Below are 24,000 nucleotides of genomic sequence, written 5' to 3'. Positions count from 1 at the left end.
GTGTTTTGCATGGGCAAAAACGTATATTCAAATGAGGTTAAGTGGGCAGTTGTTAGAGATAAGATGAGCGGTCAGTTTACGAATCAAGAAATCATGCAGAAACATGGGATTAAAAATGTTTCTCAAATCAAAACGTGGATGAAATGGTATCGGGAAAATCAAGTTCATCGATTCGATCAACCAATAGGAAAGCAATACTCATATGGGTATGGACCAGATGGTTCAAGTGATGAAGAGAAAAAGGAACGCCAAATGAATCATTTAAAGCAGGAGAATGAAATCTTAAAAAAGTATTTGGAGATCGAAAAGGAGCTGAAAAAGAAATTGTCCTCCGACTAGTAAAGACATTACGAAAAAAGTATACTATATCAGCTATTTTATCCGCTTTACATGTACCAAGATCTACTTATTATCGCTGGGCATCTTCGCAATCTGCCAAGTTGTCTAAACAAGAGGAAACCATTATTTTCCTATGTAAAGAAACAAAGTACCGATACGGTCACCGGAAGATCAAGGAGCTGTTAAAGCGTAACTATCAGATTAAATTAAATCGCAATACTGTTCAACGCATTATGCAAAAATACCATCTTCAGTGTAGAGTAAAGCAAAAGAGAAAGTGGAAATCACAAGGGGAATCTGTCATTGTTGCACCAAACTTATTACAGCGAGAATTTTATGCAAGCAATCCTAAAGAAAAATGGGTAACAGATATTACCTATATTCAATATGGTCCAGATACTTTATATTTATCTACCATCATGGATTTGTTTAACATTCAAATCGTTGCCTATAGGCTTTATCCCCATCAACAAACTTCTTTAGTAATGGATACCTTGAATGAAGCACTAGCAAAACGAGGAAACCCTGAAGGAGTAATCATCCACTCAGATCAAGGAAGTGTTTACGCCTCTTATGCGTATCAAAATCGGATCAAAGAGAAGAATTTAGTCAGTAGTATGTCACGCAGGGGAAATTGTTGGGGCAATGCAGTCATTGAGTCCTTTCACTCAAACCTAAAATCAGAAGAATTTCAGTATGTTAAATTTCATTCTTTGTCTTTAAAAGAAGTTACAGAACGTGTCGATCAATTTATGAGGTATTATAACGAAGAGCGTATTCAAGAAAAATTAGGCTACTACACACCAATAGAGTTTGGTAATATGGCAGCCTAAGAAGGTGTTTTATAACTGTCCCATATTGCTAGGTCAGTCTAATAGAAAGGATAGACTTTTTTATCTAGATTAGTAATGATATGCTTAACTTGATGGCTATGGCCTGGCACCTGTTTCATGACTCTTTAACAGAAGCATCAGGCAAACCAACAATTCGGTGCACTGTGACCAAGAATTGTCAAATTGACATCTGTTAATCCCAATTTAATGTTTACTGCGATTGCGTAAAATAATGAAAATAGTAATATAAATAATTGCGATTATTGCTAAGAATGCTACTACAAAAAATAGATTTCTCATAAAATCCTCGTCCAAAGGCCTTTTATCAAACCCCGCCTTCTTCCATGCTTCTTCTGCATAAACATTACTTGGAATCACCAGATACAGACAGATTACTGCAGTCGATCCAAAATAAGCCAACTCCTTTTTTAGCCAATTTGCTTTTGCGCTTACTAACTTCTTCATAGAGACTCCTCCTTTTTTTCACAAAAAAAAACAAAAAAGTCCCTGAAAATGCTATCGAGTTTGTACAAGCAAATGTACAAACTTCCATAGGATTCTCGGGGACTTCCCGTTAGTTTTTTATTGTATCTTTATACTAATATATCAATAGGATTATAGTCAATGAATTATCAGTTTTTTTGAATCAATATTTTAATTAACTAAAATTCGTAAGTTCATTTTAAAATTTTTATAAATGAATTTACGAATTTGATTTCAAGACGTCTCTGTGCAACTATACCCTATTAGTAAAATAAGGGTTAAATAAGATTTGCTCTATTCTTCTGCAACAATCCATTAACAAATTTCTATAACCATCACACACATATAACATCCCGTGAAACATTCATGTGAAACAAGATTTTTCTGAACGTCGCTGTGCAACGAGTTCACACAATCTAACTCTCTATCAATCTTCGACAAATTTCGGGTCGTCACTGTGACCAAACCTACTATTTAGTACTGAAAACTCTATTACTTTAAGGTATCGAAAAGGTGGAGGATATGGTGGGATAACATATGATAATGAAGGCTACGTAACAGAGCACTTCGAAAAAATTAGCAAAAGTGAAGTTGAACCATTATATCTTGACCGCTATTCAAATATAGACTTACCAGATTAAATGAATTGAAATAGTGCTAAGTGTTAAGATATATCTTTTGCATTTATTATAAAAAATCGTCCCTTTTGGTGAAAAAAGTAAGTGGCTAGACCAACATTTTGAAAGGGACGATTTTTATTCGAATTTAAATGATTAGTAATGAAAATCATACCATATAATCAATTCTTCTAGAGATGCAAGACGATAAGAGGAGAGAAAGCAAAAATTATCTCCTACTTTCATACCTCTTATAAGACCGTCCCCCTGAAATTCTACCCATCAAAACACAGGCAACTTCTCTAAATAAACGATATCATCTCTTTCGGCAGCATCACCCTCAGCAAGAATGGCAGCTTTGGAAACAATGATTCCTCCTGCTTTGGTAACTAGTTCCTCGAGTATTCGTATCGACTCTCCGGTGCTAATGACATCATCTATTAAGGCAATGCGTTTTCCTTTAATCTTGGCGGCGTCTTTTCCATCTAAACAGAGTAATTGTTCTTTTTGTGTGGTAATGGACACGACTTGATTGATTAGCGGTTCGTCCATATAGGGTTTTACACTTTTTCGAGCAACGATATATTCTGGCATGTTTAGTTGTTTCGATAGTTCATGGACGAGGGGAATTCCTTTTGCCTCGGCTGTTACTAAATAATCGATGTCTTTCAATTGCTCTGCTAAGAGGGAAGCGGCTGCAACGACGATTTCTGTATCGCCTAAAATAACAAAGCTTGCAATCTTTAAATCATTTGAAATTGGGATAATTGGTAACTTTCTTTTTACTCCGGCAACAGCTAGTGAATAAGTCTCCATCATAAATTCTCCTTTTTCTTAAACTCCAAAGAGTCCTAGTAAAAATTCCATCACAACGCCAGCTAATAACCCTAAAAATGGATCGGCAATGGCTGTTACGATGATAGTAATGGCTCCAACAATAGGGGAACTAGCTTCTGTACCAGTTAGTGCGGCTGTTGCATTGCCTGGTAATGTCACAATCGCACCTAAGACGAAAAGGAAACCGGCAATGGATGAACTAGGTACATATTTTCCAATCTTCGGCAAAAGTTTGAAGAACAGGATCGCTGCCATGATGGCCATTGTTAGAACACCTGCCCATACTGCATGGGGAGCAGAAGCAGTCGCAGAAATAATGATTTCCACAGGTCCTCCGCCAAATAAAGAAGAGACCATATCTGCTAAACTACTAATAATCGTTAGCGTGTCAATATTCACATTTGCTCCGGCGATTTCTCCATTGATTTTTCCAAAGGCAATATTAGCACCAATATTCAAACAAACAAGAGCGAGTGCCCCGCGAATAACAGAAGGGTTGAGAATAAACTTTTGGAGCTTAAATTTATCTTCTGTTAGCATATTTGTTACAGTGGCAGATTCTTTTTTAGTGAAATGATAGACAATGCTAGAAAGCAGCACAGAAACAGTGATTGTATATACTAAGTCTTTTGAAATAATATAGGTTAATAAGGCACTAGCGAATGAAGTGACCCCAATCAATCGATCGTTTTTTGCCATATCCCAGGCAACCTTTGCAAGCATAAAACCAACACCAGCCATCATCCCGTTTGTAATAACAGGACCAATCCAGGCAACGATTTGTTCCATCAATCCAAAAACACCTATAATAACTAATAAAAAGGCACCAAAAAAGATGGAAGAGAGCCGTTCGCGCATATTTTTCCCCATTGTTCCTGCAACTGTTATGGTTTCCGCCTGAAAGGAAATAACAGCTACATTGCTTGTTAAGCTATTCCCAGCAGCACCTACAAGAAAAGCAAGTGCGGTTGGCACGGACGCAAAGCCAAAAGATAGCGCCAATAACCCTTGGGGCAATCCATTTAATACAACACTAAATGCTGCTAGTATGTCTTTTAGTATATCTTCCATTTTCCTTCTCCTTTACTATTTCCCGCAATGTCCTATAGAAAAAAACCGTTCAGCAAAGTAGAACGGTTTCTAGAAAAAGAAATTTTCCGTCCATAGTAGAGTGATTTAGGGCCACTCTGTAGAGACTCCCAGACCATATTACCGGGATTATACGGGTTATTTACGTACAATATTTACATTGTAACTTAAAAAGTTCGTATTTTGAATAAAAATTTTGAAAAAATAGAAGATGAGGACTTCTTTTGGCAGTAGAATCTGCTGAAGGATGAATACAGTAGTTATGGCGATTTTCTTTATACGCTCCATGAAAATAAAAATAGAATGCTAACCTGAAATTTCAAAGTTAACACCCTATTTTCTACTTATGATACTTTCTTATCTGTATTTTGTTTCAATTCCATTTTCTTATTTTCTTTTCTCATTTGTTTAAAGTACCAGCCGAATAACAGGATATAAGCGATAAGCGCTAACACGGAGAATCCTATTAATTTGATATCCCAAGCATCGACAGCTTTCCCAAATAGAATAGCTAGCATTTTTTCAATTGGATCAGAGTCCACGGAAGAGAACAGGGCATCTGCATCCAATCCATTAGGAAAATTCCCCATAGCTTTAGAGGTTTCTGTCACGAATTTAGCAATAAAAGTTGCTCCCCATAAGAATAAAGGAATTAAAATGGTTCCAATAATGGTCATGCGTACTACTCTTCCCTTTGTCACGATTAAAAGGGCTGGGGCTAATACAGTAAGCAGAATTCCTCCTAATGGAAGGACTGTATTGCCGGGAAGAAAGATAGCGACTAGCAGCAAGATTGGTGCTAAAATATTCGCTACTGCCCATAGTTCTGCGCGTGTCGCCAGGATTGGCCAGTCGATTCCTATCAATAATTTCCGGCCTTTAAAACGCTTACTCATTTTCGATGTAATACCTTCGGATAAAGGACCAATAGCTGGGCCGAACCAACTGCCAACTAATGCAAATAGTTCAAGGGCAACAGCACCAGTAAAGGCTAAGGTGAAAATTTCTGCGACCGACAATTGTCCAGGGTTTTTTGGGAGTCAGGCACCATAAAAAGACAAACGGTCTATTTTGTCCATAAGAGATAGACAGTTAAATTAACAGACGCAATTTATTTATCATTCTTTTTAAAAGAAGGATTTTTTCTGAAGGTGATTCTGATTAATGCAATCGTTTGCGCTATTTTTGCAATTAATTACTAAAATTATAAATATTTTTCTTGTAAAATGGTTGATATATTACTATAATCAAAGATAAGTTTTAGTGCAAACGTTTTAATTGTAAATAGGAGGGAACACAATGAAAAAGATGTTGTCATTTGAATTTTGGCAAAAATTCGGAAAAGCATTGATGGTAGTGGTAGCTGTTATGCCGGCAGCTGGGATTATGATTAGTTTAGGTAAGCTGATTGCCATGATTGATGCTTCTGTTTTTATCACAATTGGAAGCGTTGTAGAGAATATTGGCTGGGGGATTATTGGGAATTTACATATTTTATTTGCCTTAGCAATTGGTGGTTCGTGGGCAAAGGAAAAAGCAGGCGGAGCCTTTGCTGCGGGAATTGCCTTCTTATTAATTAATAGAATTACAGGCTCTATCTTTGGGGTCACAAATGAAATGCTATCTGAAGATGGTGCATTTACGCATACTTTATTTGGAACCAAGATTTTAGTAGAAGGATATTTTACAAGTGTATTGGAAGCGCCTGCACTTAATATGGGTGTTTTCGTGGGGATTATCTCTGGCTTTATCGGAGCAATTGTCTATAATAAATATTACAATTTCAGAAAGCTGCCAGATGCACTGGCCTTCTTTAATGGAAAACGATTTGTACCGTTTGTGGTTATCCTTTGGTCTGTTATCGTTTCCTTGATCCTTGCGGTGATTTGGCCAACGATTCAAACAGGCATTAACCATTTTGGATTATGGATTGCGACTTCAAGTGAAAGCGCTCCAATCCTAGCGCCTTTTATCTATGGTACAGCTGAACGTCTACTTATTCCATTTGGTCTACACCATATGTTGACGATTCCAATTAACTATACCTCACTAGGTGGAACGTATACGATCATGTCTGGTGTGATGGCTGGTAAGGAAGTATTTGGACAAGATCCACTTTGGCTAGCTTGGGCAAGTGATTTAGTAAATCTACAAAATGCGGGTGATACTGCGGCATATAATCAACTGCTCTCATCTGTTACTCCAGCACGTTTTAAAGTAGGGCAGATGATTGGTGCAACAGCAATTTTGATGGGAGTCGCTGTTGCAATCTACCGAAATGTGGATATGGATAAAAAGAAAAAATATAAATCAATGATTTTTTCCGCAGCCATCGCTGTCTTCTTAACAGGGGTTACAGAGCCATTAGAATTCATGTTTATGTTTGCTGCTCCAGTACTTTATGTTGTTTATGCTATTTTACAAGGATTAGCTTTTGCCTCTGCGGATATTGTCCATTTACGGCTCCATTCCTTTGGAAACTTAGAACTGATTACACGTTTGCCGATTGCTTTTAAAGCAGGCTTGGGAGGCGACGTCCTAAACTATGTAATTGTATGTATTGTCTTCTTTATAGTGAGCTATTTTATTGCGAATGTCATGATTAAGAAATTTAATTTTTCAACACCAGGTCGTAATGGTAACTATGAAAGTGATGCAGATTCTAACACCACTGAAGCTGGGAACGCTGGTCCTACTAACAGCCAAGTGTTAGAAATTGTCGACTTATTAGGCGGAAAAGCTAATATTACTGATGTGGATGCCTGTATGACAAGACTGCGTGTCTCTGTAAAAGAGCTAGATAAAGTAGGCGATGAATCGTCATGGAAAGCAGCTGGTGCAATGGGCTTAATTAAGAAGGATGGCGGTGTTCAAGCTATCTATGGTCCAAAGGCTGACATTCTGAAATCAGACATTAATGACTATTTGGAGCAAAGTGAATGAAATTATTAACATTAAATACCCATAGCTGGATAGAAGAAAGTCCTTTAGAAAAACTGGAAGCGATCAAGGTGCAATTGCTTGCTGATTCCTATGATGTTATTTCCTTACAGGAAGTAAATCAATCGATGGATGCAGAGGAGGCAGAGGTGGATTCTTTTTTCATTGCCCCCAATCAAGATACGGTAATTAAAAAAGATAACTTTGCTTTTCTTCTCCAGCAGGAGCTGAAGAAAGAAGGGCTTGAATATTATTGGAGCTGGGTTCCTAGTCATATTGGTTACGACCAATATGATGAAGGAATCGCCATTCTCACTCGATTTAAGGTAACAAATGCAAGAGGGATATTGCTGTCCCGCAAAGATGATTATACAGACTATCATACAAGAAAAGCGTTGGAAGTTAGTTTTCAAGCAAGTGAAAGAAACTATTTAGTATACGGATTGCACCTCTCTTGGTGGCAGGATGAAACCGAAAGCTATCCTTTCTTGTATGAATGGAACAAGCTTGTTGAAGCATGGGAAGCGGAAGCACGGGCAGGTGGATATATCTTGTTGATGGGCGATTTTAATAACCCTGCTCATATCGAGAAAGAAGGCTATAGCGTTGTTTCCAAGCACCCCCATTTAAAGGATGCTTATCTAGATGCCACGGTCAAAAATGGCAGCCATACTGTGGTGAAGAAAATTGATGGCTGGGAGAATAATAGTGATCTGCTTCGGATTGATTATATCTTTGTTTCTTCTAATCTATCTGTTTACTCATATGAAACTGTTTTTGATGGAAGAACCACGCCGGTTGTGTCTGATCATTTTGGGGTTAAGGTAGAGATAGGGTGACAGGCACCAAAATTCTAGGTCACAGTGACGGCCCGAAATTTGTCGAAGATTGATAGAGAGTTAGATTGTGTGAATGTGATAAACTGAAATAGCAACTGAATATTGTGAGGGTGGTTGGTTGTTGTGCTTCTTTCCGTTTAGGAAAGGAGGTGATAATCATGGAAACATTTCTTGAATTTCTTCGTGAAGTTCTGAAGGGGATTGTGCATGAGATAAGCGCCTATTTCTTTCGGAAGAACATATTAGAAAACAAGAAAACCACCCTACGCCGTCGCAAGCAAAAGGGTGGTTCTCAACCAAAATAATATTTAATTGACAACCACACCCTGACGGTAGAGGTTGCAGGGAGAAGTGTTCGTGCACTTCTCTTTTTCATGATATACGTTTATTATATAGCTTATAACAATTGTTTTCAACTGTGTGTTGTTGTTGATTGAGTCAAGTTTTTGTGGGAGTTTTTTTAGCTCCCTTTTTTATAAAGTAAAACCTCTAAGTTTGTATCCGCTTTCCAATTGGTTTTGTTCTTCCAACTGTTGATTCTCTCATTTTTTAAAAACCTTTTAATCCCTGTAAGGCAAAGTGAACGGGTTTTCCAATCGCTTGATTTAAGTATGGCATGTTCTGACGCACGGTTTCTGTTACTAATTTTGTGGGTATTTTTCTTTTCGCTCGATGCTCTTTCTTTGATTTTTCCGTGGCTTTTTCCCATTTCCCATATATCGTTTGGATGGATAGGTCATCCTTCAATCCAATCCACAAGCGCGCCATGCTCATGACCCCTTTTTTGCTCCATGCTCTTCCATTCTTTAATCGTTTGGCTAATTGATTCATCATCGCCTCTGCACTTCCCATTGGACGATACGCTGTCGTGTCCACACCTTTTTCCTGTAACCAACTACGGTAATCTTTTATGGTTTCCTGATGATGCGTTAAAAAGCCGAGGAAATGTGCTAGTTTTTCTTCTTCTTCTGGTGTATCCATTGTTCCTACTGCGCTATTCAACTCTAGAAGTAATGTTTCTACCTGGTAGTTTTTTAACGCTCTTTTCATGTAGCGGTATCGAGGATGGCTCTTCATTAGTTGCTTCATCGAACGAGCGACATGAAAACGGTCCATGGTGAAAAAGGCGCGTTCCCGAAAATACTCCCGACATGCCGTTATCCAGCCTGCTCCATCACCATTAATAATAAGCAAGGTTTGGGTAGGATCATACGCATAATGATTCTGTAAGAACGTTTCAAAGGCTTCCCAAAAGGGTTCTTTTCCTTCATAAAGAAAATGCCTTTTATTTCGGAGCCTGATTCGCTTTCCGTTTTCTTTCCATCCCTCATGTACAGCGGCGAATTTCAACTCCCATCCACGCTTTTTCTTTTCTTGACTCTTCACATATAATCCATCTACTTCGACAAACAACACCTTTTGAAAAGGACGTTTTTCCTTAGCGGGAAGTACGCTTGTTTGAAGAAGATGTTGCCGTAATGCTTCGTGGCTCATCGCCGAATAGCCTAAAAATTGTTCGAACGTTTCCACCGCCTTTCGATAGGAGGAACCATTTGTCGCTAATTCTAGCCCCCATTCTTCTAATAGTGGACTAAACCCTTTATTCCCTTGAAACTGTAAATAATGATCTAACAGACAAATATATTTTTTGGTTACACGATCGAAATAATAATTACGCTTCAGCTCCACAGCTCCAAACGCTGTATCTAATCGTATTTCTCGTTTATCTCGTAAAGCAAATCTTCTTTTGTCTCGTTGCTTGGCAATCTCTTGATCCCAATTTTCTAACGTTTGAATAAGGATTTCTTGAAACGTCATTTGTAGTGTTCGAAATAAAGTTTTTTCCAATTCTTTTAATGATGGCATTTTTATGTTACATTGATTCATGAGAGCCTCTCCTTTTCGTAGTTTTCTAGTCAAACTCTACTTTACAAAAGGAAGCTCTCTTTTTTAATACTTAATTTTTTCCAGCTACCGCGCTTTCGCTTGGTGGCCTTTTTGTCTAGTTGGGGGACTCGTCCCCCAACTAGACAAAAAGGATATTTATTCTCCCACAAACATTTTACTCATACTTGTTGTTTGCTAAAGGTTACAGGTCACAGCAACACCTCGAATAATCTTGTTTCACAGGAAAGTTTCACGGGAGGCTTTGGATGTGACCTAAAAATCAGGTGCCAGGCACCAGGCACCACCAAAAGACAAAATGCTATATTCTGTCTCTCTGTAAAGGTCAAAGGGAAGGAGCCATTTTGGGGTTTCATTTTCTTATTTTTTGCTGAAAATAATTTTAATAAAGTGCGAATCCCCTTTAACTAAGAATCCGCACAAGCTCGTAATGACGAAATTTTTTATTTCTTTTTGTATGACGATCAGTGAATAATAATCCTTTTTCTACCAATTGATTCGAAGACTTTCTAGCAGTATTTGGAGACATGTTTAGAGCTTTTGCAACAGTAGAAACATTTGTAAATGGATTAGAGAAGGTATATAACCAAACTCGTGTATCTGAAGGGGTTTCACATAGTTTCATACCAGCTGTAGCAAATTCTTCAGCATTATCTAGTTTAGTATTATTTTTTTCAGCCATACGATTACATGCACTTAGGAAGAAAAGAATCCAGCTATCCCAATCAGGCTCTTGTCCACGGACACCATTTAATAGATCATAGTATCGCATACGTTCCTTTTCTAATTCCTCACTTACAAAGAAAATGGGTTTTGTGACAAGTTTTGATTGCATAAGGTATAGAACAATTAGAATCCTTCCTAAGCGACCATTACCATCAAGAAAAGGATGGATAGATTCGAATTGAGCGTGTATAATTGCCGCTTTTATAAGAGGGTCGCTATTTTCATCGAATATAAAACTATCAGTTAACCCAGCTAAATGGTTAACTGATAAGTTTTGATTGTAGGGAAGACCATTAATAAAGTTTTCAAGATTACTCATGTAATCATTAATCTTATCAGCTGAAATAGGGATATAAGACGCATCCTCAATCCTATTTGTTGGGCCAATGAAATTTTTGATTTTCCGAAAGTCTCCACTTGATTGTATGGAACCTCTTGCTCCTTCCATAAGTATTTGGTGAAGCTCCTGAATCAATCTAGTTGTTATCGGATAACCATTCCGTATACGTTCAAATCCCTCGAAAAATACTTTTTGATAATTATTTACTTCAATTCTAAATTAAAAAAATTAAACCCAAGTATCGAGAGGGATTATTTTTAAAATATATATTAGAATTAAAATATGATGAAATCGCTGTAGTGCTAGATATGTAAGCGTCAAACCATGTGGGTATAGTTTGACGCTTACAAATATAGTATACTATAAATTTATCGAAAAATGGTTATTTTTCCCTTTGATAGAAATGAATGGATATAAAATGTCGGAAGGAGCTTTGTTATGAATTTTCAGCAACAAAAAATACAAAATAAATATAGAAAAATGATAAAAGAAAATAAGCAAAAAAGAAGCCGTATTCTAGAAATCATCCTCTTATTATTACTAATTCTGCTGTCATTTAGGTTCCTTTTTCCCAATGCTCTAAATCATAACTATATCGAATCATACAATGAGGGTGCTAGATGGCTAGTTGTAACTTCCAAAATTGAAAATAAACTAAAAATATCATCCATTCATTATGAGAATGTATCATTAGATGAGGATTCTCAACTAATTACTTATTATATAAAAACATCACTTTCTGCTAACAATAGAGAAAAGAGTACGAAACTAATTAATCAGACAAACAAAATAATTGTATCGAATAAGTTACCCTCCTTGTTAAAAGAAGATCAAAGATACGAAATTATTGTTTTAGGAAAAGAAAATGAAATACTTAAAAGTAAAGCATTTTAGAAGCAATGTCATCAGAAATAGAGTGATAGGATAAAAAGAGCAATCTCTCAGTGGAAAAGAGATTGCTCTTTTTGGTAATTTTCTAATCAAACGTTTGATTGAATAAGGTTCTTAAGAACGGGAGTGAGCTTTCTCTCCCTTTTTTGGTTATAGAGACATCCTGAATAATCTTGTTTCACGGGAGATTTTGTAATTCAGTTTTAAGGTAGGAATCGCATATAGAAACCAAAATCACAAAGGAAGTTGCATTGTTTTAACATTATAATTCACACAAAAACGCAAGGGAGTATATATAACCTTGCGTTTTTTTTAAGTCGGTTTAACTATCTCTGTATACTTGCAACATAAAAGGTTTGAATAACAACAAAAATGATAAATAATGTTAAGGCAAAAAAAGTAATAGCTTGCCATTTGTTTTTAAGCATATATTGCTCAATCCCCGTTAAAAACATCGATATTGCAAGCAGAATTTGTATAACGGCCGTATAGAACAAATTTACAGTGTTTGATGTAAAAGTTAAAATTACGATAATTAGCAGTGGGATCACCAATATTAACTGAGCAATTGCGATAGGCTTTACTCTATTCTTAAAAAAACGGTCACTTAATTTCATTGTTCTCTCTCCAATAGGGGAAATTTAAAATTTTTCCAATTTCCTTTTTCTTAAATTATATCATCAAATTTTCAAAAGTATGTTATTGAATTTAGTAACTTAGGAAGCTTTGGGATAAAAAGAAAGATAATAATCGTCTAATACTTCTGTACGTTTTGCACTACTTTCTCCTATTTTATAGTCAAAGAAATAGAGAAGAAAGACCAAGTCTCTCCTTCTGTAGTAAAAGGGTGGGGAAAGGGAGTGATGAGTATTTCAAAGGAAAGCCATAGAACCGTCCCCCCCTGATTCCCTTCAAAAAGATAAATTTAATTTAAAAAATTCAAAAAAATTTAAAATCATACTTGTACTTTTGTGTGTAGAGTAGTAAAGTTTATATATCTGATATGTTAAATCGGGATTAAGAGTGTAGGAGGAATGGAAATGGTAAACAAAGTGGCAAACATCGCAACTAATTTAACTCAACTCATTGGTAATACACCTCTGTTAGAACTTGTAAACTTTAATGAAGCAAATAATGTTGGAGCACAAGTTATCGCTAAATTAGAGTATTTTAATCCAGCTGGAAGTGTAAAAGATAGAATTGGTCTGGCGTTGATTAGAGATGCAGAAGAAAAAGGGCTAATTAATAAAGACTCGGTTCTTATTGAGCCAACAAGTGGTAACACTGGTGTAGCATTAGCATTTGCCGCAGCAGCATTAGGATACAAACTTATCATTACACTGCCTGAATGCTTTAGTATCGAACGTAGAAAATTGCTTATTGCCTTAGGAGCAGAGTTGGTTCTAACACCAGCGGCAGACGGTATGCCTGGAGCAATTAAAAAGGCGGAAGAATTGGCTGCTGAAATTCCTAACTCTTATATCCCTCAACAATTTAAAAACCCAGCCAACCCAGAAATTCATAAAAAAACAACAGCGGAAGAAATCTGGAAGGATACAAATGGAGAAGTTGATATTTTTGTAGGGGGAGTGGGAACTGGCGGTACGATTAGTGGAGTAGGAGAAGTATTAAAATCGAAGAAGAATTCTGTTCAAATTATTGCAGTGGAACCTGCTAGTTCACCAGTTTTATCAGGCGGTACAAAGGCTCCACATAAAATTCAAGGAATTGGACCTGGATTTGTCCCAGATAACTTCAATCGTTCTGTAGTGGATGAGATTTTTACTGTAGCAAATGAGGATGCTTTTGATGCAGCAAAGCAATTGGCAAGAACGGAAGGACTAATCGTAGGCATTTCTTCAGGAGCAGCTGCTTTTGCAGCAACTCAAATAGCGAAAAGACCAGAAAATGCAGGGAAAACAATTGTTGTTCTACTTCCTGATACAGGAGAAAGATACTTATCAACAGAACTTTTTCCAGCAGAATAGAATAAGGTCACAGTGCACCGAGATCTAAAAAGTAGACAATATAAATTCGGTTTAGTTTAATAAATCTAATTAGGTTAAGCAATAGAGCACTTTCTTAGTAAGGTCAGAAATGTACTCATTGGTGACAATTCATCACCCCTTTTATCTTCATAATTAGATTGAAAATCCCTTCCCTTGGCTCTTTTAGGTAGGGGATTTTTATGGTTAAAATGGATTAATTCTTAGACGACATTCCAATTCGTATATTTCTCTATTTAATTTTCCAAGCTCATCTTTCAGTTCTATGTTTTCTTTTAATAATCTCTCTATTTGTTCCTTTTCATTTATGCCCTTTTCAAAAGCAGTCCCTTCCCACCTATAGTATTCTAGGAAATTATAAACGTCATCTTCGCCTACAAAGTATTGGCCGGTAGCTTCTTTTGAACCTTTAAGTATTCCCTCATCTAGCCATTGTCTTACCTTTTCTTTACTGCATTTTATTCCACATGAATGCATTAATGAAGTAGCTTCTTGCTCTGTTAAAATAGTCAATGTATCAATCCTCCGATATCTTAACTGTTCCCTGAATCCGTGATAAAAAATAATTCTTCCGATAATTTTAGGAATTCCTTATTTTCTTGCCATTCGTACTAATTTAAGTTGGATTGATTGTTTTTTGTGTACACTAAATAAAACCTGCTTACCTATAATTTTTTTCAGGTCTTATTACCTATTCAGTTTCCTAGGCTTATGTTGTAAATGAAAGATACAGTCGTTTAAAAGTAGGAAACCAAGGACTATGATTTCCAAACTTTAAGTAAATTCTTCGGGAATGCTTTACCAATTTTGCAGCTAATGTAATCAAATTCTGGATAACCGTTTTTACTCGGCGACGGAAGACCTTTCTTTTAAGCGGCGCATCCCCTGATTTCAGGCTTTCTTGGCCAATAATCCGAAGGAGATTGTAGGTTAAACATCCAAGATGTAAGATTAATTCATTGGTGGCAAATTTCCCAGAAGGGAAACGTTCTAGGTCTAAATCCGTTTTTAATTCACTGTGGAATTGTTCACAAGTGGCATGTTCGTGATAAAGGCTAATTATTTCCTCTGTTTCATTAGGTAGGGTAGTCCAATAGCTCTCAAACTCAACATCTGGGATTAAGAGGATTTGGCCGTTTTTATCAATCGTTCTTTCTGTTACTTTATAGACTTGGCGAATGGCTTTTTTCATTCCCTTTGGAGTTGTTTCTAAAGCACCATAGAATACACGTTTTCCTTCTCGCTCCTGAACGCATTTACCGAATTGTTCAGCTACCATGAGCCAGTTTTCAGGCTTTTCACGGCGAGGATTTCGTTTAATTATGAAATCGGCCTTTTCATTCACACAAACTTTTAGGTTTTCGACACTATCGTTTCCTGCATCCATACGGACCAATAACGATAGATCAGTAATCATCCGAGAATATATAATACTTTTCTCGAGAAATTTCTCAGTATCCTTTTGAACGTGTGTGCTTCCCTCCCGAAGTTCCACATTTACAACGTAGCCTTCTTGACCCAAATAGGAGAAGTTAGGGGAATACCCGTCACATCCTTTGTATGTGCGACTAACCCCTTCTTTCTTAGTATTTGAGTTATCAAATGGCGATACATCAATATCCAGAGGTACGTATGATTTTTTGTCACTAGTAATTGTTGGAGTGACAGGAGAATCAAATTGCCGTATTAGTTTAGCCGATTCTTCCAGAACAATGGATTTCCATCCAGTCACCTTGGCAATTTGATCGAGTCGTTGCCGTAGTGTGGGACTTGATGGAACCACTTGAATATCCAATGCACGATAAAAGAAGGGATCATCTCGAAATTCTTCGATATGGTCGAAATCATTCTTACCTTGGCACAATAGACCCACATAAGAAGTGGTAACATCCCCATTAAGAATGGCCGGAGACGACTTGATTTCTGGGACCTTTAAGGATGAAAAACGTTTGTAAAATTTTGTTTTTGATAAAAGCAAACCTATTAAACCTAGACCCGAATGGGTCGTTAATGTATCATCGGAATCTTCTAAAATAAACTTAACCAATTTCAACACCTGCCTGGTGAAATAAAATTATCAACATAAATCAGCTGATAACATTATTATATCAGGCTTTGTGGGCACATTTATTATTAATTACGTCACGGACTCAGGTGTTCAAGTAATTTCCAATGTATGTAATGTCCTTTTCTTGTTGTTCTCTTATCATCTTGGCGAAGTGTCTCAGAACCCTGGGAGCCTGTCAAGGAAGGCACTTGACAAGCTCCCAGAATTCTGAGGTGTGGTCTGTAAGATGACAAGGAGAAAATATAGCCTGTGGCTCTCTGTTTAACTAGCCGCGACATATTGATTAGGTGTCTTATAGTTCAACGTACTTTGAATTCGTTTATGATTATAGTAATAGACAAAGTCATTAATAACCTTTATAGCTTCAATTTGATTATGAGCCACCTTTAGTTCTTCTAGGCGTTCCGTCTTTAGATAGGAGAAGAAGCTTTCAATACAGGCATTATCAAAAGGATTGGCCTTTCTAGACATACTTGGCGTAAGTTGGTTTTTTGCCACTAATTGATGCCACTTGGTTGAACGATAGGTAAAACCTTGATCAGAATGAAGGATTAGTTTCTTGTTTTTATTTTTTCTCTTTTTCAATGCGTCTAGTAAGGAGGCCTTTACTAAATTAACGTCATGGATTTCAGCTATCGAATGCCCTAATACTCTATTATTGTGTAAATCTAGGATTGTAGACAAATATAGTTTTCCATTTCCATAGGAAATTTCGGTTACGTCAGTGACCCATTTCTCATTTATTCGTTTGGTAGAAAAGTCTCTTTGTAATATATTTTCATATATAAATCCTGCTGAGGCACTTTATGCTGTTTAGTTCCTTTTTTCCATTTACGCGCCTTGCTTTTCAAACCTAACTCTTGCATTAGTCGGCGTACAACTTTCTCACTTGCGGGAATGTTATACTGGTTATTTAAAACAGCACGTATTTTTCTATAACCATACCTACTTTTATGTTCCTCGTAAATCAATTGAATATACTCCTTTAACTGTCTTTCTTTCTTTGATTCTCTTTTCTTTTTTTCTTTCTTTTTTTCATATTTATAGTAGCCGGCTCTTGAGATTTGTAGTTTTGCACAAATCTTCCCTATTGGATATTTCTTTTTTAGTTCGTCCACTACCTTGAATTTATACTTTTTCCCTCCTCGTTCAGAATTGCTAGATACTTTTTTAAAATTTCATTCTCCATTTCTAGTTCCTGTATTAATTGATCTTTATCCATTTGAGGTTGCTTTCTTCTTTTACGTTTCAATCCTACTTCACCATATGTTTTATATCTATTAATCCACACATAGATATAATCTGGGTCTGGAATTCCATAGTCAGAAGCAATAATTAATACGCTTTCTCCTGCCATTGCTCTTTCTACTGCCTCTAACTTCAACTCTGGTGAATACTTGTTATTTTTTCGTTTACTTGTAGACATGTATTATCGGCTCCTTTTACTATCTGTATGGTCACTTTTTCCCGAATTTATACATGTCTACTAATAGGGGCTCACTGCACAGTGACGGCCCCAAATAATCTTGTTTCACAGGAATGGATTCAAAAGCAAGTAATAGGCGCCACAAAGCTCAATTTTTCTTTTTGTGAAGGATAAAGGGCTATATAGCGAGAAAGGTAGCTCAAGAGAGGATGATACTATTGAATATTGATAGAGATAGATATTTTTTGGAGTTAGCACTGCAAGAAGCAGCAAAAGCACTTAACGAGAATACATATCCAATCGGAGCAGTTATAGTAGATGAAAACTATAACTTAGTTGCGAAAGGTCGTAACAGAGTACATACTCAACAAGATGCAACAGCTCACGCTGAAATTGATGCAATTCGAAATGCTGGAAAATCAATATTTAATGCAAAAGTTAATCGTGAAAAGTTTACGATTTATATCTCTTTGGAACCTTGTCCGATGTGCACTGGTGGTATATTATTTGCCAATATTAAAAGAGTAGTCTGGTTACTTAACGACGATATGGGTTTCGGCGGTTATAAAAAAATACAAGGTACAAAAGTATTTGATAAGAAATTCTGTGAGGTTGAAGTAGTTGAAGAACCTTTTGATGATCTGAAAGAGAGACAAATGGAATTGATGAAACTATGGTCATCAAATCCTAATAATGTTATAAACTTACGAAAAGCGGCTATTCAATAAAAGGGATTAAATGAATAAGGGACTCCGTAACAGAGTCCCTTTCTGGAAAATCTACTTATGATAAGAATTATATTCAGACAAGAAATGACGATAAGTACTTTGGATCACCTAAGAAATTGAAGCATATGTAAAATACATACCAGATTTTAAAAGACCCGTATGAACTTGATGAACCCGATGATTATTTTAATTGGCGAGACCTAATCGAGGAATTAAAAGACATCAAGGAACAGAGCTGAGTATATACAACTGCTTTTTGAAGCAAATCCGCAATTGTTTAACATTTCTTTAATTCCAATGATTAAATTAAAACGAGCTAAAATTGAAGCTATTTTGCCGTTTAATAACCATAATATATATGGAATAATTCCTAAAATTAAATTTATAAATTGTTGATACCCTCATCTAATTTCCAGATGGGGGTATTTGCATGATTGATTCCACCTTTAAAAAACTGAAAATAAAAAATATTGTCATATTTTCTGACAATATAATAGATTTCCAAAAAACTTAGTAGTATCATACGTTTATGCTACTTAATTCTGAAACATCGTTCCGTTCAGTGAAACATTTGACGGTAGAAAGACATGATAGATTGTATTTTAGGAGAGGAGATAGGGATTATTTATTACTTCTGCTAGAAAGATGGGAGTCTTTTTTTAGAAGGATAGAATGAAATTTTGTTAAGGGGAGGATTTATCCAGTGAATATGAAAGCATATGAAACAACAGAGGTACCAGAAAAGAAAATAACGGGTTATCAGTGGAAAACATTATGGTCTTCAACGGTTGGCTATGCCATGGATGGGTTGGATATGATGATCTTGGCTTATACGCTGCCACTTATTATTGCTTTTTTTGGCATTAATCAAGCTCAGGCGGGAAGTCTTTCTACGATTACTTTGCTAGGTGCTGTAATTGGTGGGATTGTGTTTGGGGTAATGGCTGATAAATATGGGCGAGTACGAGTGTTTACTTGGACTATTTTAATTTTTTCTGTTTTTACAGGTTTATGTGCTTTTGCGCCTAATTTAGAAACATTTGCCGTCTTTCGTTTTTTAGCTGGTTTAGGGCTTGGGGGAGAATTTGGAATTGGGATGACACTCGTAAGTGAGACTTGGCCGAAGAAGTATCGATCTCGTGCTACTTCTGTTGTAGCGGTTGGATTTCAATTAGGGATTGTTCTTGCTACTTTAACGGTATTGTTTGTTGCCCCAAAATTCGGATGGCATGGTGTCTTTCTTGCAGGGGTTTTACCAGCAATTTTTGCTTTTTGGTCCCGTAGAAATTTAAAGGAACCAGAGATTTGGACAAAACTGAAGGAAGAAAATAAAAATAAGATAGCGATTGGACAGTTATTTGCTTCAAAGGAAACAACGAAGATAACGATTGGCTTAATTATCGCTACAAGCGTTCAAAATTTTGGGTTTTATGGCATTATGACTTGGATGCCGACCATGCTTGCATCAGAACTAGGCTATGATTTTAATAAAACAACGTTGTGGACTGTAACGACGATTATTGGCATGATTATCGGTATCTTAATTTTTGGTTATTTAGCAGATAAAATTGGCCGTAGACCATCTTATATAACTTTCTTGATTGCAGCAGCAATCATTGTTTGGATCTATTTCCAAGTTACTTCAATGGCAGCCTTATTGCTTCTTGGTGGAGTATTAGGATTCTTTGTAAATGGAATGATGGGTGGATATGGTGCACTTCTAGCGGAGCATTATAATACAGAAGTTCGCTCGACTGCGGAAAATATTATTTTTAATGTCGGAAGAGCCATTGCGGGATTTGCGCCATTTATTATTGGTTATATTTCGCTCAATCATTCTTTAAGCTATGCACTTAGCTTATTATCTGGTGTCTATATTTTATCTGCATTAGCCTTTATCTTTTTAATTCCTGAATCGAAGGATAAAGAGATTGTATAACAGGCAGAGGGATGGTTCCATTTACGTTTTATCTATATTTTTTGTGAGGGAGAAGGGTGTATTTATGGCACCTTCTCTTATTCTAAAAAAATGGAACAGTGTTCCGCCAAGAGAAACTTATTTTTAAAGGAGAGAAAAGGCATGGAATGGCTAAATCGCTTTACAGATGTAATGGACTGCCTTTCTTCTGGTTCGAATATGGGGATGGGAGTTAGTGAACTTGCGAGAGAGACCAATTTAAGTAAGGGTACCATTCATCGAATGCTTACAAGTATGTGTGAACAGCAGCTTGTTATCCAGGATAAAGCTACTAAACAATACTATCTTGGACCGAAAACGATGTTGTGGGGAAGTCAATTTTTAAGATTGCAGGACCCTATTAAACTATTAGGCAGGTATGGAGAAAAATTATCAAATCAAACCAATCTTTATACCTTCATTTGTAGATATCATGGGGGAGATGTGTACTGTGTTTATACCCATCAGCCATCAGATTTACGTAATAAGTATTTTGTGCATGTGGGACAACGGATGCCGATTCATTGTGCAGCTGCAGCAAAAGTAATTGTAGCCTATCAAGAGGAAGCGACTATAGAGAAAATCGTGCAAGAAACATCCTTTGAAGCTGCCACTCCATACACCAAAACTAATCCTCACGACATAAAAAAGGAATTAAACGAAATCTATCATTCCCAACTTGCCTTTTGCGTAGAAGAATTGGAAATAGGTGTATCTGCCATTTCTGCGCCGATATTTTACGATGAGAAAAAAACGAATGTCAGTATCAGTATCGTTGGAGAAAGTGAATATATCGAGATGTATCAAGAAAAATTAGTGAAACAAATAAATGAAGTGGCGAAAGAGGCCAGCGAGCATATGAAATCTATGCATCTATTAAGTTCTATTCGCTTATAAAGAGAGGGTGGAGTAAACGGCTATTTTTTCTCCAAAGTTCATAATCAAGGAGATAGAAAGATGGATCGAAAAAGAAGATATGAAGAGCTTTTGAATAATATGAATCAATATAATTCGGGAAGTAAAGGGATTACGAGAGTTGCCTTTACGAATGAGGAACAGGCATGCAGTCATGCATTTATGCGATTGTGCAAAAATGAGGGGCTAGAAATTAGGATGGATTATGCCGGAAATATTATTGCCAAAAGAGAAGGGAAGCATAAAAAACTTCCGCCAGTAGTAATAGGTTCCCATCTCGATACGGTTTACCAAGGCGGGAAATACGATGGGGTAGTTGGAGTTACTGCGGGATTAGAAGTAATAAAACGACTAAACGAACAAAAGATTGAAACCGATCATCCGATTGAAATTATTTCATTTGCTTGTGAAGAATCCTCGAGATTCGGTGTGTCTACGGTGGGAAGTAAGGCAATGGCAGGAACCTTGCACAAAGAAAAGTACCAGCAGCTAAAGGACAAGGATGGAATCACTTTTGAAAAAGCTCTTTCGCTTTGTGCGTTACGATTTGATCAATTGGATTTAGCGAGTCGGTCGCAGGAACGCTTTAAGGCTTTCTTTGAACTACATATTGAACAAGGTCCTATTCTTATAAACAACAATAAGAAAATTGGGATTGTAACAGGGATTGCCGCACCCGTTCGACTCATTATTGAAGTAAAGGGAGCAGCTTCTCATTCTGGTACAACACCAATGAATATGCGGAAGGATGCCTTGCTTGGAGCAAGTGAAATAGCACTCGCTTTAGAAACAGCAGCTAAACAAGAACAGCATCATGGAACAGTCGCAACAATTGGGGTTCTTTCCATTCCGATGGGGGCGATGAACGTTGTCCCAGGGATAGTGGAAATGAAAGTAGACATTCGCTCCACTTCCATCGTCTCAAGAAATAAGGTACTCAATGCTCTGTCTAAAAAGTTGGAAGATGTAAAGGAAAGAAGAGGATTAGAGATTATATCGCAGGAGATTAGTAAGGAAGATCCTGTCCATTTATCGGAGGAACTTTCCCTGCAAGTAGAAAAAATTTGTCAGGACAAAAGTCTTCCTTATCAATGGATGCAAAGTGGGGCAGGGCATGACGCCATGAATATGACTTCATTGGGGCCGGTAGGCTTAATCTTTATTCCGTCTTTAAACGGAATTAGTCATCATCCAGATGAGCATACCGATTTAGACGATATATTGACCGGAATCGATGTGTTAGAGGCAGCTGTTTTACAGCAGGCAGTAGATCTGTCTTCATAGAGTACAAGCAAACGTGGTCTACACGGATACACACTTTTTGCTAGATCAGTACAGCAAGAGAAAGGGGAGATAAGGATGGCAGTGAAGGCGGAAATTTTATCAAACCAGCAAGTAAGCAGACGATATTTTCATCTAAAAGTAAAAGTCCCAAATAAACAGTTATTCCCCGTCCAAGCAGGGCAATTTTTTCATATAAAATGTAGCGATGATGCCAAGCCTTTGCTTCGCAGACCGCTCAGTATTTTTCGCATCAATGAAGAAGAATGTACATTGGAGTTTCTTTATCTAGTGAAGGGCGTAGGGACGAAGGCATTAGCGCAGCGAAAACCGCAAGAAATGCTTGATATATTGGGACCATTGGGCAAGGGGTTTAGCTTGAAAGAAGAAAGTGAAAATATTCTTGTCGTTGCAAGAGGCGTAGGGATTGCCACACTTTCTGCACTGGCATTTAAAGCGAAAAGTAAGAATATTTCGTGTTTTGCTATTATAAGTGCCAGAGCAAAAGAGGATTATTTAGTGGAAGCGGAGTTAAAGGAAGCGGGGGTTGAGGCGATCTTTGTAAATGATGAGGATGGAACTAGTGATCCTCGTTGTGTAAAACTTTTAGCAGAAGCTCTGATAAAAGAAAAAAAGATAGATGGAATCTATACATGTGGTTCACGAAGATTATCGGTATTAATGAAGCAAGTGGCTTGTGAACATCAACTATTTGCTGAAATTGCCTTGGAAGAAAATATGGGATGCGGGATTGGTTCTTGCTACGGATGTGTTTGTCAAATAGAAGAAGAGGAACGGATTCGTCCTGTACGTATTTGTTTGGAAGGACCAGTCTTTCCTTTAGAGAAGGTGGTTTTTGCATGAGTGGCTTGGAAGTAACGTTAGGTAATCTTCATTTGAAAAATCCATTAATGCCTGCATCGGGAACATTTGCGGAACAGATGACTAACTATATTGATGTTAATCAGATTGGTGCGATTATCCCCAAAAGTATTACGAAGCATCGGCGAACAGGCAATCCAACTCCGCGTATCTGTGAAACGAAGGCTGGTGGCATGATCAATTCGATTGGGATTCAAAGTGAGGGGTTAACGTATTTTAAGAAAAAGACGGTCCCTTTTTATGCTTCTTTTTCTACACCATTTATTGCGAGTGTTTCAGCAGAAAGTATGGAAGAATTTGCTGAGGTTTGCGAGGAACTTGGTGAAATGGGGGATGTGGATGCTATCGAATTAAATATTTCTTGTCCGAATTTGAAAAATAACGGTTTAGCTTTTGGAATGGATCCATCTGTCACATATGAATTAGTAACGCGTGTACGAAAAGTGACAAATAAGCCGCTTATTCCGAAGTTATCACCCAATGTAACTAGTATTACGGAAATTGCTCGAGCGTGTGAAGCTGCCGGCGCCGATATTTTAACGGTTTCTAATACTTTTTTGGCAATGTCTATCGATGTTCATTCACGAAAACCGAAAATCAGCAATATTATGGGCGGATATTCTGGCCCTGCCATTTTGCCACTTGTTGTGCGAATGGTTTATCAAGTATATCAGGCTACCTCCCTCCCGATTATCGGATGTGGTGGTATCATGACTGGTGAGGATGCAATAGAGTTAATGCTAGCGGGTGCCTCTGCTGTTCAAATTGGCACGGCTTCATTTGTTGATCCCGAAGCGATGATAACGATACGGGAAGAGATGGAAGCGTATATGAAGTTGCATGGAATAAAAGAGATAGAAGAGATAATCGGTGGAGTGCTGGTTCATCAAGCGTAGGG

24 protein-coding genes and 1 riboswitch are annotated in these 24,000 nt (G+C 37.1%); of the genes, 12 read left to right on the top strand and 12 right to left on the bottom strand.

The window, feature by feature from the left end:
• Nucleotides 1-9: 9 nt before the first annotated feature.
• A protein-coding gene (locus NKG37_RS03630) for an IS3 family transposase (RefSeq protein WP_254415813.1) occupies nt 10-1,172 on the top strand; the annotation gives its coding sequence in 2 pieces (ribosomal slippage) (nt 10-286 and nt 286-1,172; 1,164 coding nt in all).
• A 204-nt stretch (nt 1,173-1,376) separates the two neighbouring features.
• Here NKG37_RS03630 and NKG37_RS03625 read toward each other — a convergent pair.
• The 4 genes from NKG37_RS03625 to NKG37_RS03610 all read right to left on the bottom strand — a co-directional run bounded on the left by NKG37_RS03625 (nt 1,377) and on the right by NKG37_RS03610 (nt 5,217).
• Nucleotides 1,377-1,637: a hypothetical protein gene (locus tag NKG37_RS03625; protein WP_016205452.1), complete on the bottom strand. Its 261-nt coding sequence runs from the start codon at nt 1,635-1,637 to the stop codon at nt 1,377-1,379.
• 917 nt (nt 1,638-2,554) lie between these two features.
• Nucleotides 2,555-3,088 carry a phosphoribosyltransferase family protein gene (locus tag NKG37_RS03620; protein WP_224428328.1) on the bottom strand — a complete coding sequence of 178 codons (534 nt, stop codon included), beginning with the start codon at nt 3,086-3,088 and terminating at the stop codon, nt 2,555-2,557.
• 18 nt (nt 3,089-3,106) lie between these two features.
• Entirely contained in the window at nt 3,107-4,180 is a 1,074-nt protein-coding gene (locus NKG37_RS03615) for a solute carrier family 23 protein (protein WP_169189305.1), read from the bottom strand.
• 73 nt (nt 4,181-4,253) lie between these two features.
• Nucleotides 4,254-4,355: riboswitch (purine riboswitch) on the bottom strand.
• A 187-nt stretch (nt 4,356-4,542) separates the two neighbouring features.
• Nucleotides 4,543-5,217 carry a PTS transporter subunit IIC gene (locus tag NKG37_RS03610; protein WP_302183207.1) on the bottom strand — a complete coding sequence of 225 codons (675 nt, stop codon included), beginning with the start codon at nt 5,215-5,217 and terminating at the stop codon, nt 4,543-4,545.
• A 280-nt stretch (nt 5,218-5,497) separates the two neighbouring features.
• Between NKG37_RS03610 and NKG37_RS03605 the strand changes: the two genes are divergently transcribed.
• The 3 genes from NKG37_RS03605 to NKG37_RS03595 all read left to right on the top strand — a co-directional run bounded on the left by NKG37_RS03605 (nt 5,498) and on the right by NKG37_RS03595 (nt 8,282).
• A complete protein-coding gene (locus tag NKG37_RS03605; RefSeq protein ID WP_101729532.1) occupies nt 5,498-7,141 on the top strand; it encodes a PTS transporter subunit IIBC in 1,644 nt (547 codons plus the stop codon).
• Nucleotides 7,138-7,977: an endonuclease/exonuclease/phosphatase family protein gene (locus tag NKG37_RS03600; protein WP_254415812.1), complete on the top strand. Its 840-nt coding sequence runs from the start codon at nt 7,138-7,140 to the stop codon at nt 7,975-7,977. Before NKG37_RS03605 ends, NKG37_RS03600 begins: the two co-directional genes overlap by 4 nt.
• A gap of 158 nt (nt 7,978-8,135) precedes the next feature.
• Nucleotides 8,136-8,282 carry a hypothetical protein gene (locus NKG37_RS03595; protein ID WP_016205422.1) on the top strand — a complete coding sequence of 49 codons (147 nt, stop codon included), beginning with the start codon at nt 8,136-8,138 and terminating at the stop codon, nt 8,280-8,282.
• A gap of 244 nt (nt 8,283-8,526) precedes the next feature.
• On the opposite strand, the gene NKG37_RS03590 is transcribed toward NKG37_RS03595, so the two are convergent.
• Nucleotides 8,527-9,843 carry an ISLre2 family transposase gene (locus tag NKG37_RS03590; protein ID WP_254415264.1) on the bottom strand — a complete coding sequence of 439 codons (1,317 nt, stop codon included), beginning with the start codon at nt 9,841-9,843 and terminating at the stop codon, nt 8,527-8,529.
• Nucleotides 9,844-10,285: 442 nt separating this feature from the next.
• The gene (locus NKG37_RS03585; RefSeq protein WP_254415811.1) at nt 10,286-11,056 is read right to left on the bottom strand and encodes a Fic family protein; all 771 of its coding nucleotides are present in this window, start codon (nt 11,054-11,056) and stop codon (nt 10,286-10,288) included.
• A 330-nt stretch (nt 11,057-11,386) separates the two neighbouring features.
• Between NKG37_RS03585 and NKG37_RS03580 the strand changes: the two genes are divergently transcribed.
• Nucleotides 11,387-11,842: a hypothetical protein gene (locus tag NKG37_RS03580; RefSeq protein ID WP_254415810.1), complete on the top strand. Its 456-nt coding sequence runs from the start codon at nt 11,387-11,389 to the stop codon at nt 11,840-11,842.
• A gap of 323 nt (nt 11,843-12,165) precedes the next feature.
• Here NKG37_RS03580 and NKG37_RS03575 read toward each other — a convergent pair whose 3' ends face one another.
• Nucleotides 12,166-12,456 (bottom strand): hypothetical protein, encoded by a 291-nt coding sequence (locus NKG37_RS03575; protein ID WP_016205070.1) that lies wholly within the window; start codon nt 12,454-12,456, stop codon nt 12,166-12,168.
• Between the two features lie 435 nt (nt 12,457-12,891).
• Here NKG37_RS03575 and cysK point away from each other — a divergent pair, with 435 nt between their 5' ends.
• Nucleotides 12,892-13,827, top strand: coding sequence for a cysteine synthase A (gene cysK, locus NKG37_RS03570; RefSeq protein ID WP_302183231.1), 936 nt, complete (start codon nt 12,892-12,894; stop codon nt 13,825-13,827).
• 204 nt (nt 13,828-14,031) lie between these two features.
• On the opposite strand, the gene NKG37_RS03565 is transcribed toward cysK, so the two are convergent.
• From NKG37_RS03565 to NKG37_RS03545, 5 genes are all read right to left on the bottom strand, one after another.
• The gene (locus NKG37_RS03565; protein ID WP_169189520.1) at nt 14,032-14,358 is read right to left on the bottom strand and encodes a hypothetical protein; all 327 of its coding nucleotides are present in this window, start codon (nt 14,356-14,358) and stop codon (nt 14,032-14,034) included.
• A gap of 196 nt (nt 14,359-14,554) precedes the next feature.
• A complete protein-coding gene (locus NKG37_RS03560) occupies nt 14,555-15,898 on the bottom strand; it encodes an IS1380 family transposase (protein ID WP_118977697.1) in 1,344 nt (447 codons plus the stop codon).
• A 276-nt stretch (nt 15,899-16,174) separates the two neighbouring features.
• Nucleotides 16,175-16,657, bottom strand: a complete 483-nt coding sequence (locus tag NKG37_RS03555) for an IS3 family transposase (RefSeq protein ID WP_254416360.1) — start codon at nt 16,655-16,657, stop codon at nt 16,175-16,177.
• The gene (locus tag NKG37_RS03550) at nt 16,654-17,031 is read right to left on the bottom strand and encodes an IS3 family transposase (RefSeq protein ID WP_254415808.1); all 378 of its coding nucleotides are present in this window, start codon (nt 17,029-17,031) and stop codon (nt 16,654-16,656) included. The genes NKG37_RS03555 and NKG37_RS03550 overlap by 4 nt, the downstream gene beginning before the upstream one ends.
• A complete protein-coding gene (locus tag NKG37_RS03545; RefSeq protein WP_016205486.1) occupies nt 17,031-17,339 on the bottom strand; it encodes a helix-turn-helix domain-containing protein in 309 nt (102 codons plus the stop codon). Before NKG37_RS03545 ends, NKG37_RS03550 begins: the two co-directional genes overlap by 1 nt.
• A gap of 218 nt (nt 17,340-17,557) precedes the next feature.
• On the opposite strand from NKG37_RS03545, the gene NKG37_RS03540 reads away from it, so the two are divergent.
• From NKG37_RS03540 to NKG37_RS03515, 6 genes are all read left to right on the top strand, one after another.
• Complete coding sequence (locus tag NKG37_RS03540) at nt 17,558-18,067, top strand: nucleoside deaminase (protein WP_254415807.1); 510 nt, start codon at nt 17,558-17,560, stop codon at nt 18,065-18,067.
• A 709-nt stretch (nt 18,068-18,776) separates the two neighbouring features.
• Nucleotides 18,777-20,006: an MFS transporter gene (locus NKG37_RS03535; RefSeq protein WP_101729580.1), complete on the top strand. Its 1,230-nt coding sequence runs from the start codon at nt 18,777-18,779 to the stop codon at nt 20,004-20,006.
• A 141-nt stretch (nt 20,007-20,147) separates the two neighbouring features.
• The gene (locus tag NKG37_RS03530; RefSeq protein ID WP_254415806.1) at nt 20,148-20,921 is read left to right on the top strand and encodes an IclR family transcriptional regulator; all 774 of its coding nucleotides are present in this window, start codon (nt 20,148-20,150) and stop codon (nt 20,919-20,921) included.
• Between the two features lie 60 nt (nt 20,922-20,981).
• Nucleotides 20,982-22,223 (top strand): Zn-dependent hydrolase, encoded by a 1,242-nt coding sequence (locus NKG37_RS03525; protein ID WP_016205081.1) that lies wholly within the window; start codon nt 20,982-20,984, stop codon nt 22,221-22,223.
• A gap of 75 nt (nt 22,224-22,298) precedes the next feature.
• Nucleotides 22,299-23,084: a dihydroorotate dehydrogenase electron transfer subunit gene (locus NKG37_RS03520; RefSeq protein WP_254415805.1), complete on the top strand. Its 786-nt coding sequence runs from the start codon at nt 22,299-22,301 to the stop codon at nt 23,082-23,084.
• On the top strand, nt 23,081-23,998 hold the full coding sequence (locus tag NKG37_RS03515; RefSeq protein ID WP_254415804.1) for a dihydroorotate dehydrogenase: 918 nt from the start codon (nt 23,081-23,083) through the stop codon (nt 23,996-23,998). Before NKG37_RS03520 ends, NKG37_RS03515 begins: the two co-directional genes overlap by 4 nt.
• Nucleotides 23,999-24,000 lie beyond the last annotated feature (2 nt).

The sequence above is a fragment of the Niallia sp. RD1 genome, from assembly GCF_024219955.1.
Classification (GTDB): domain Bacteria; phylum Bacillota; class Bacilli; order Bacillales; family Cytobacillaceae; genus Niallia; species Niallia alba.
The sequence above is the reverse complement of the archived record's forward strand: the minus strand, read 5'-3'. Positions and strand labels throughout refer to the sequence as shown.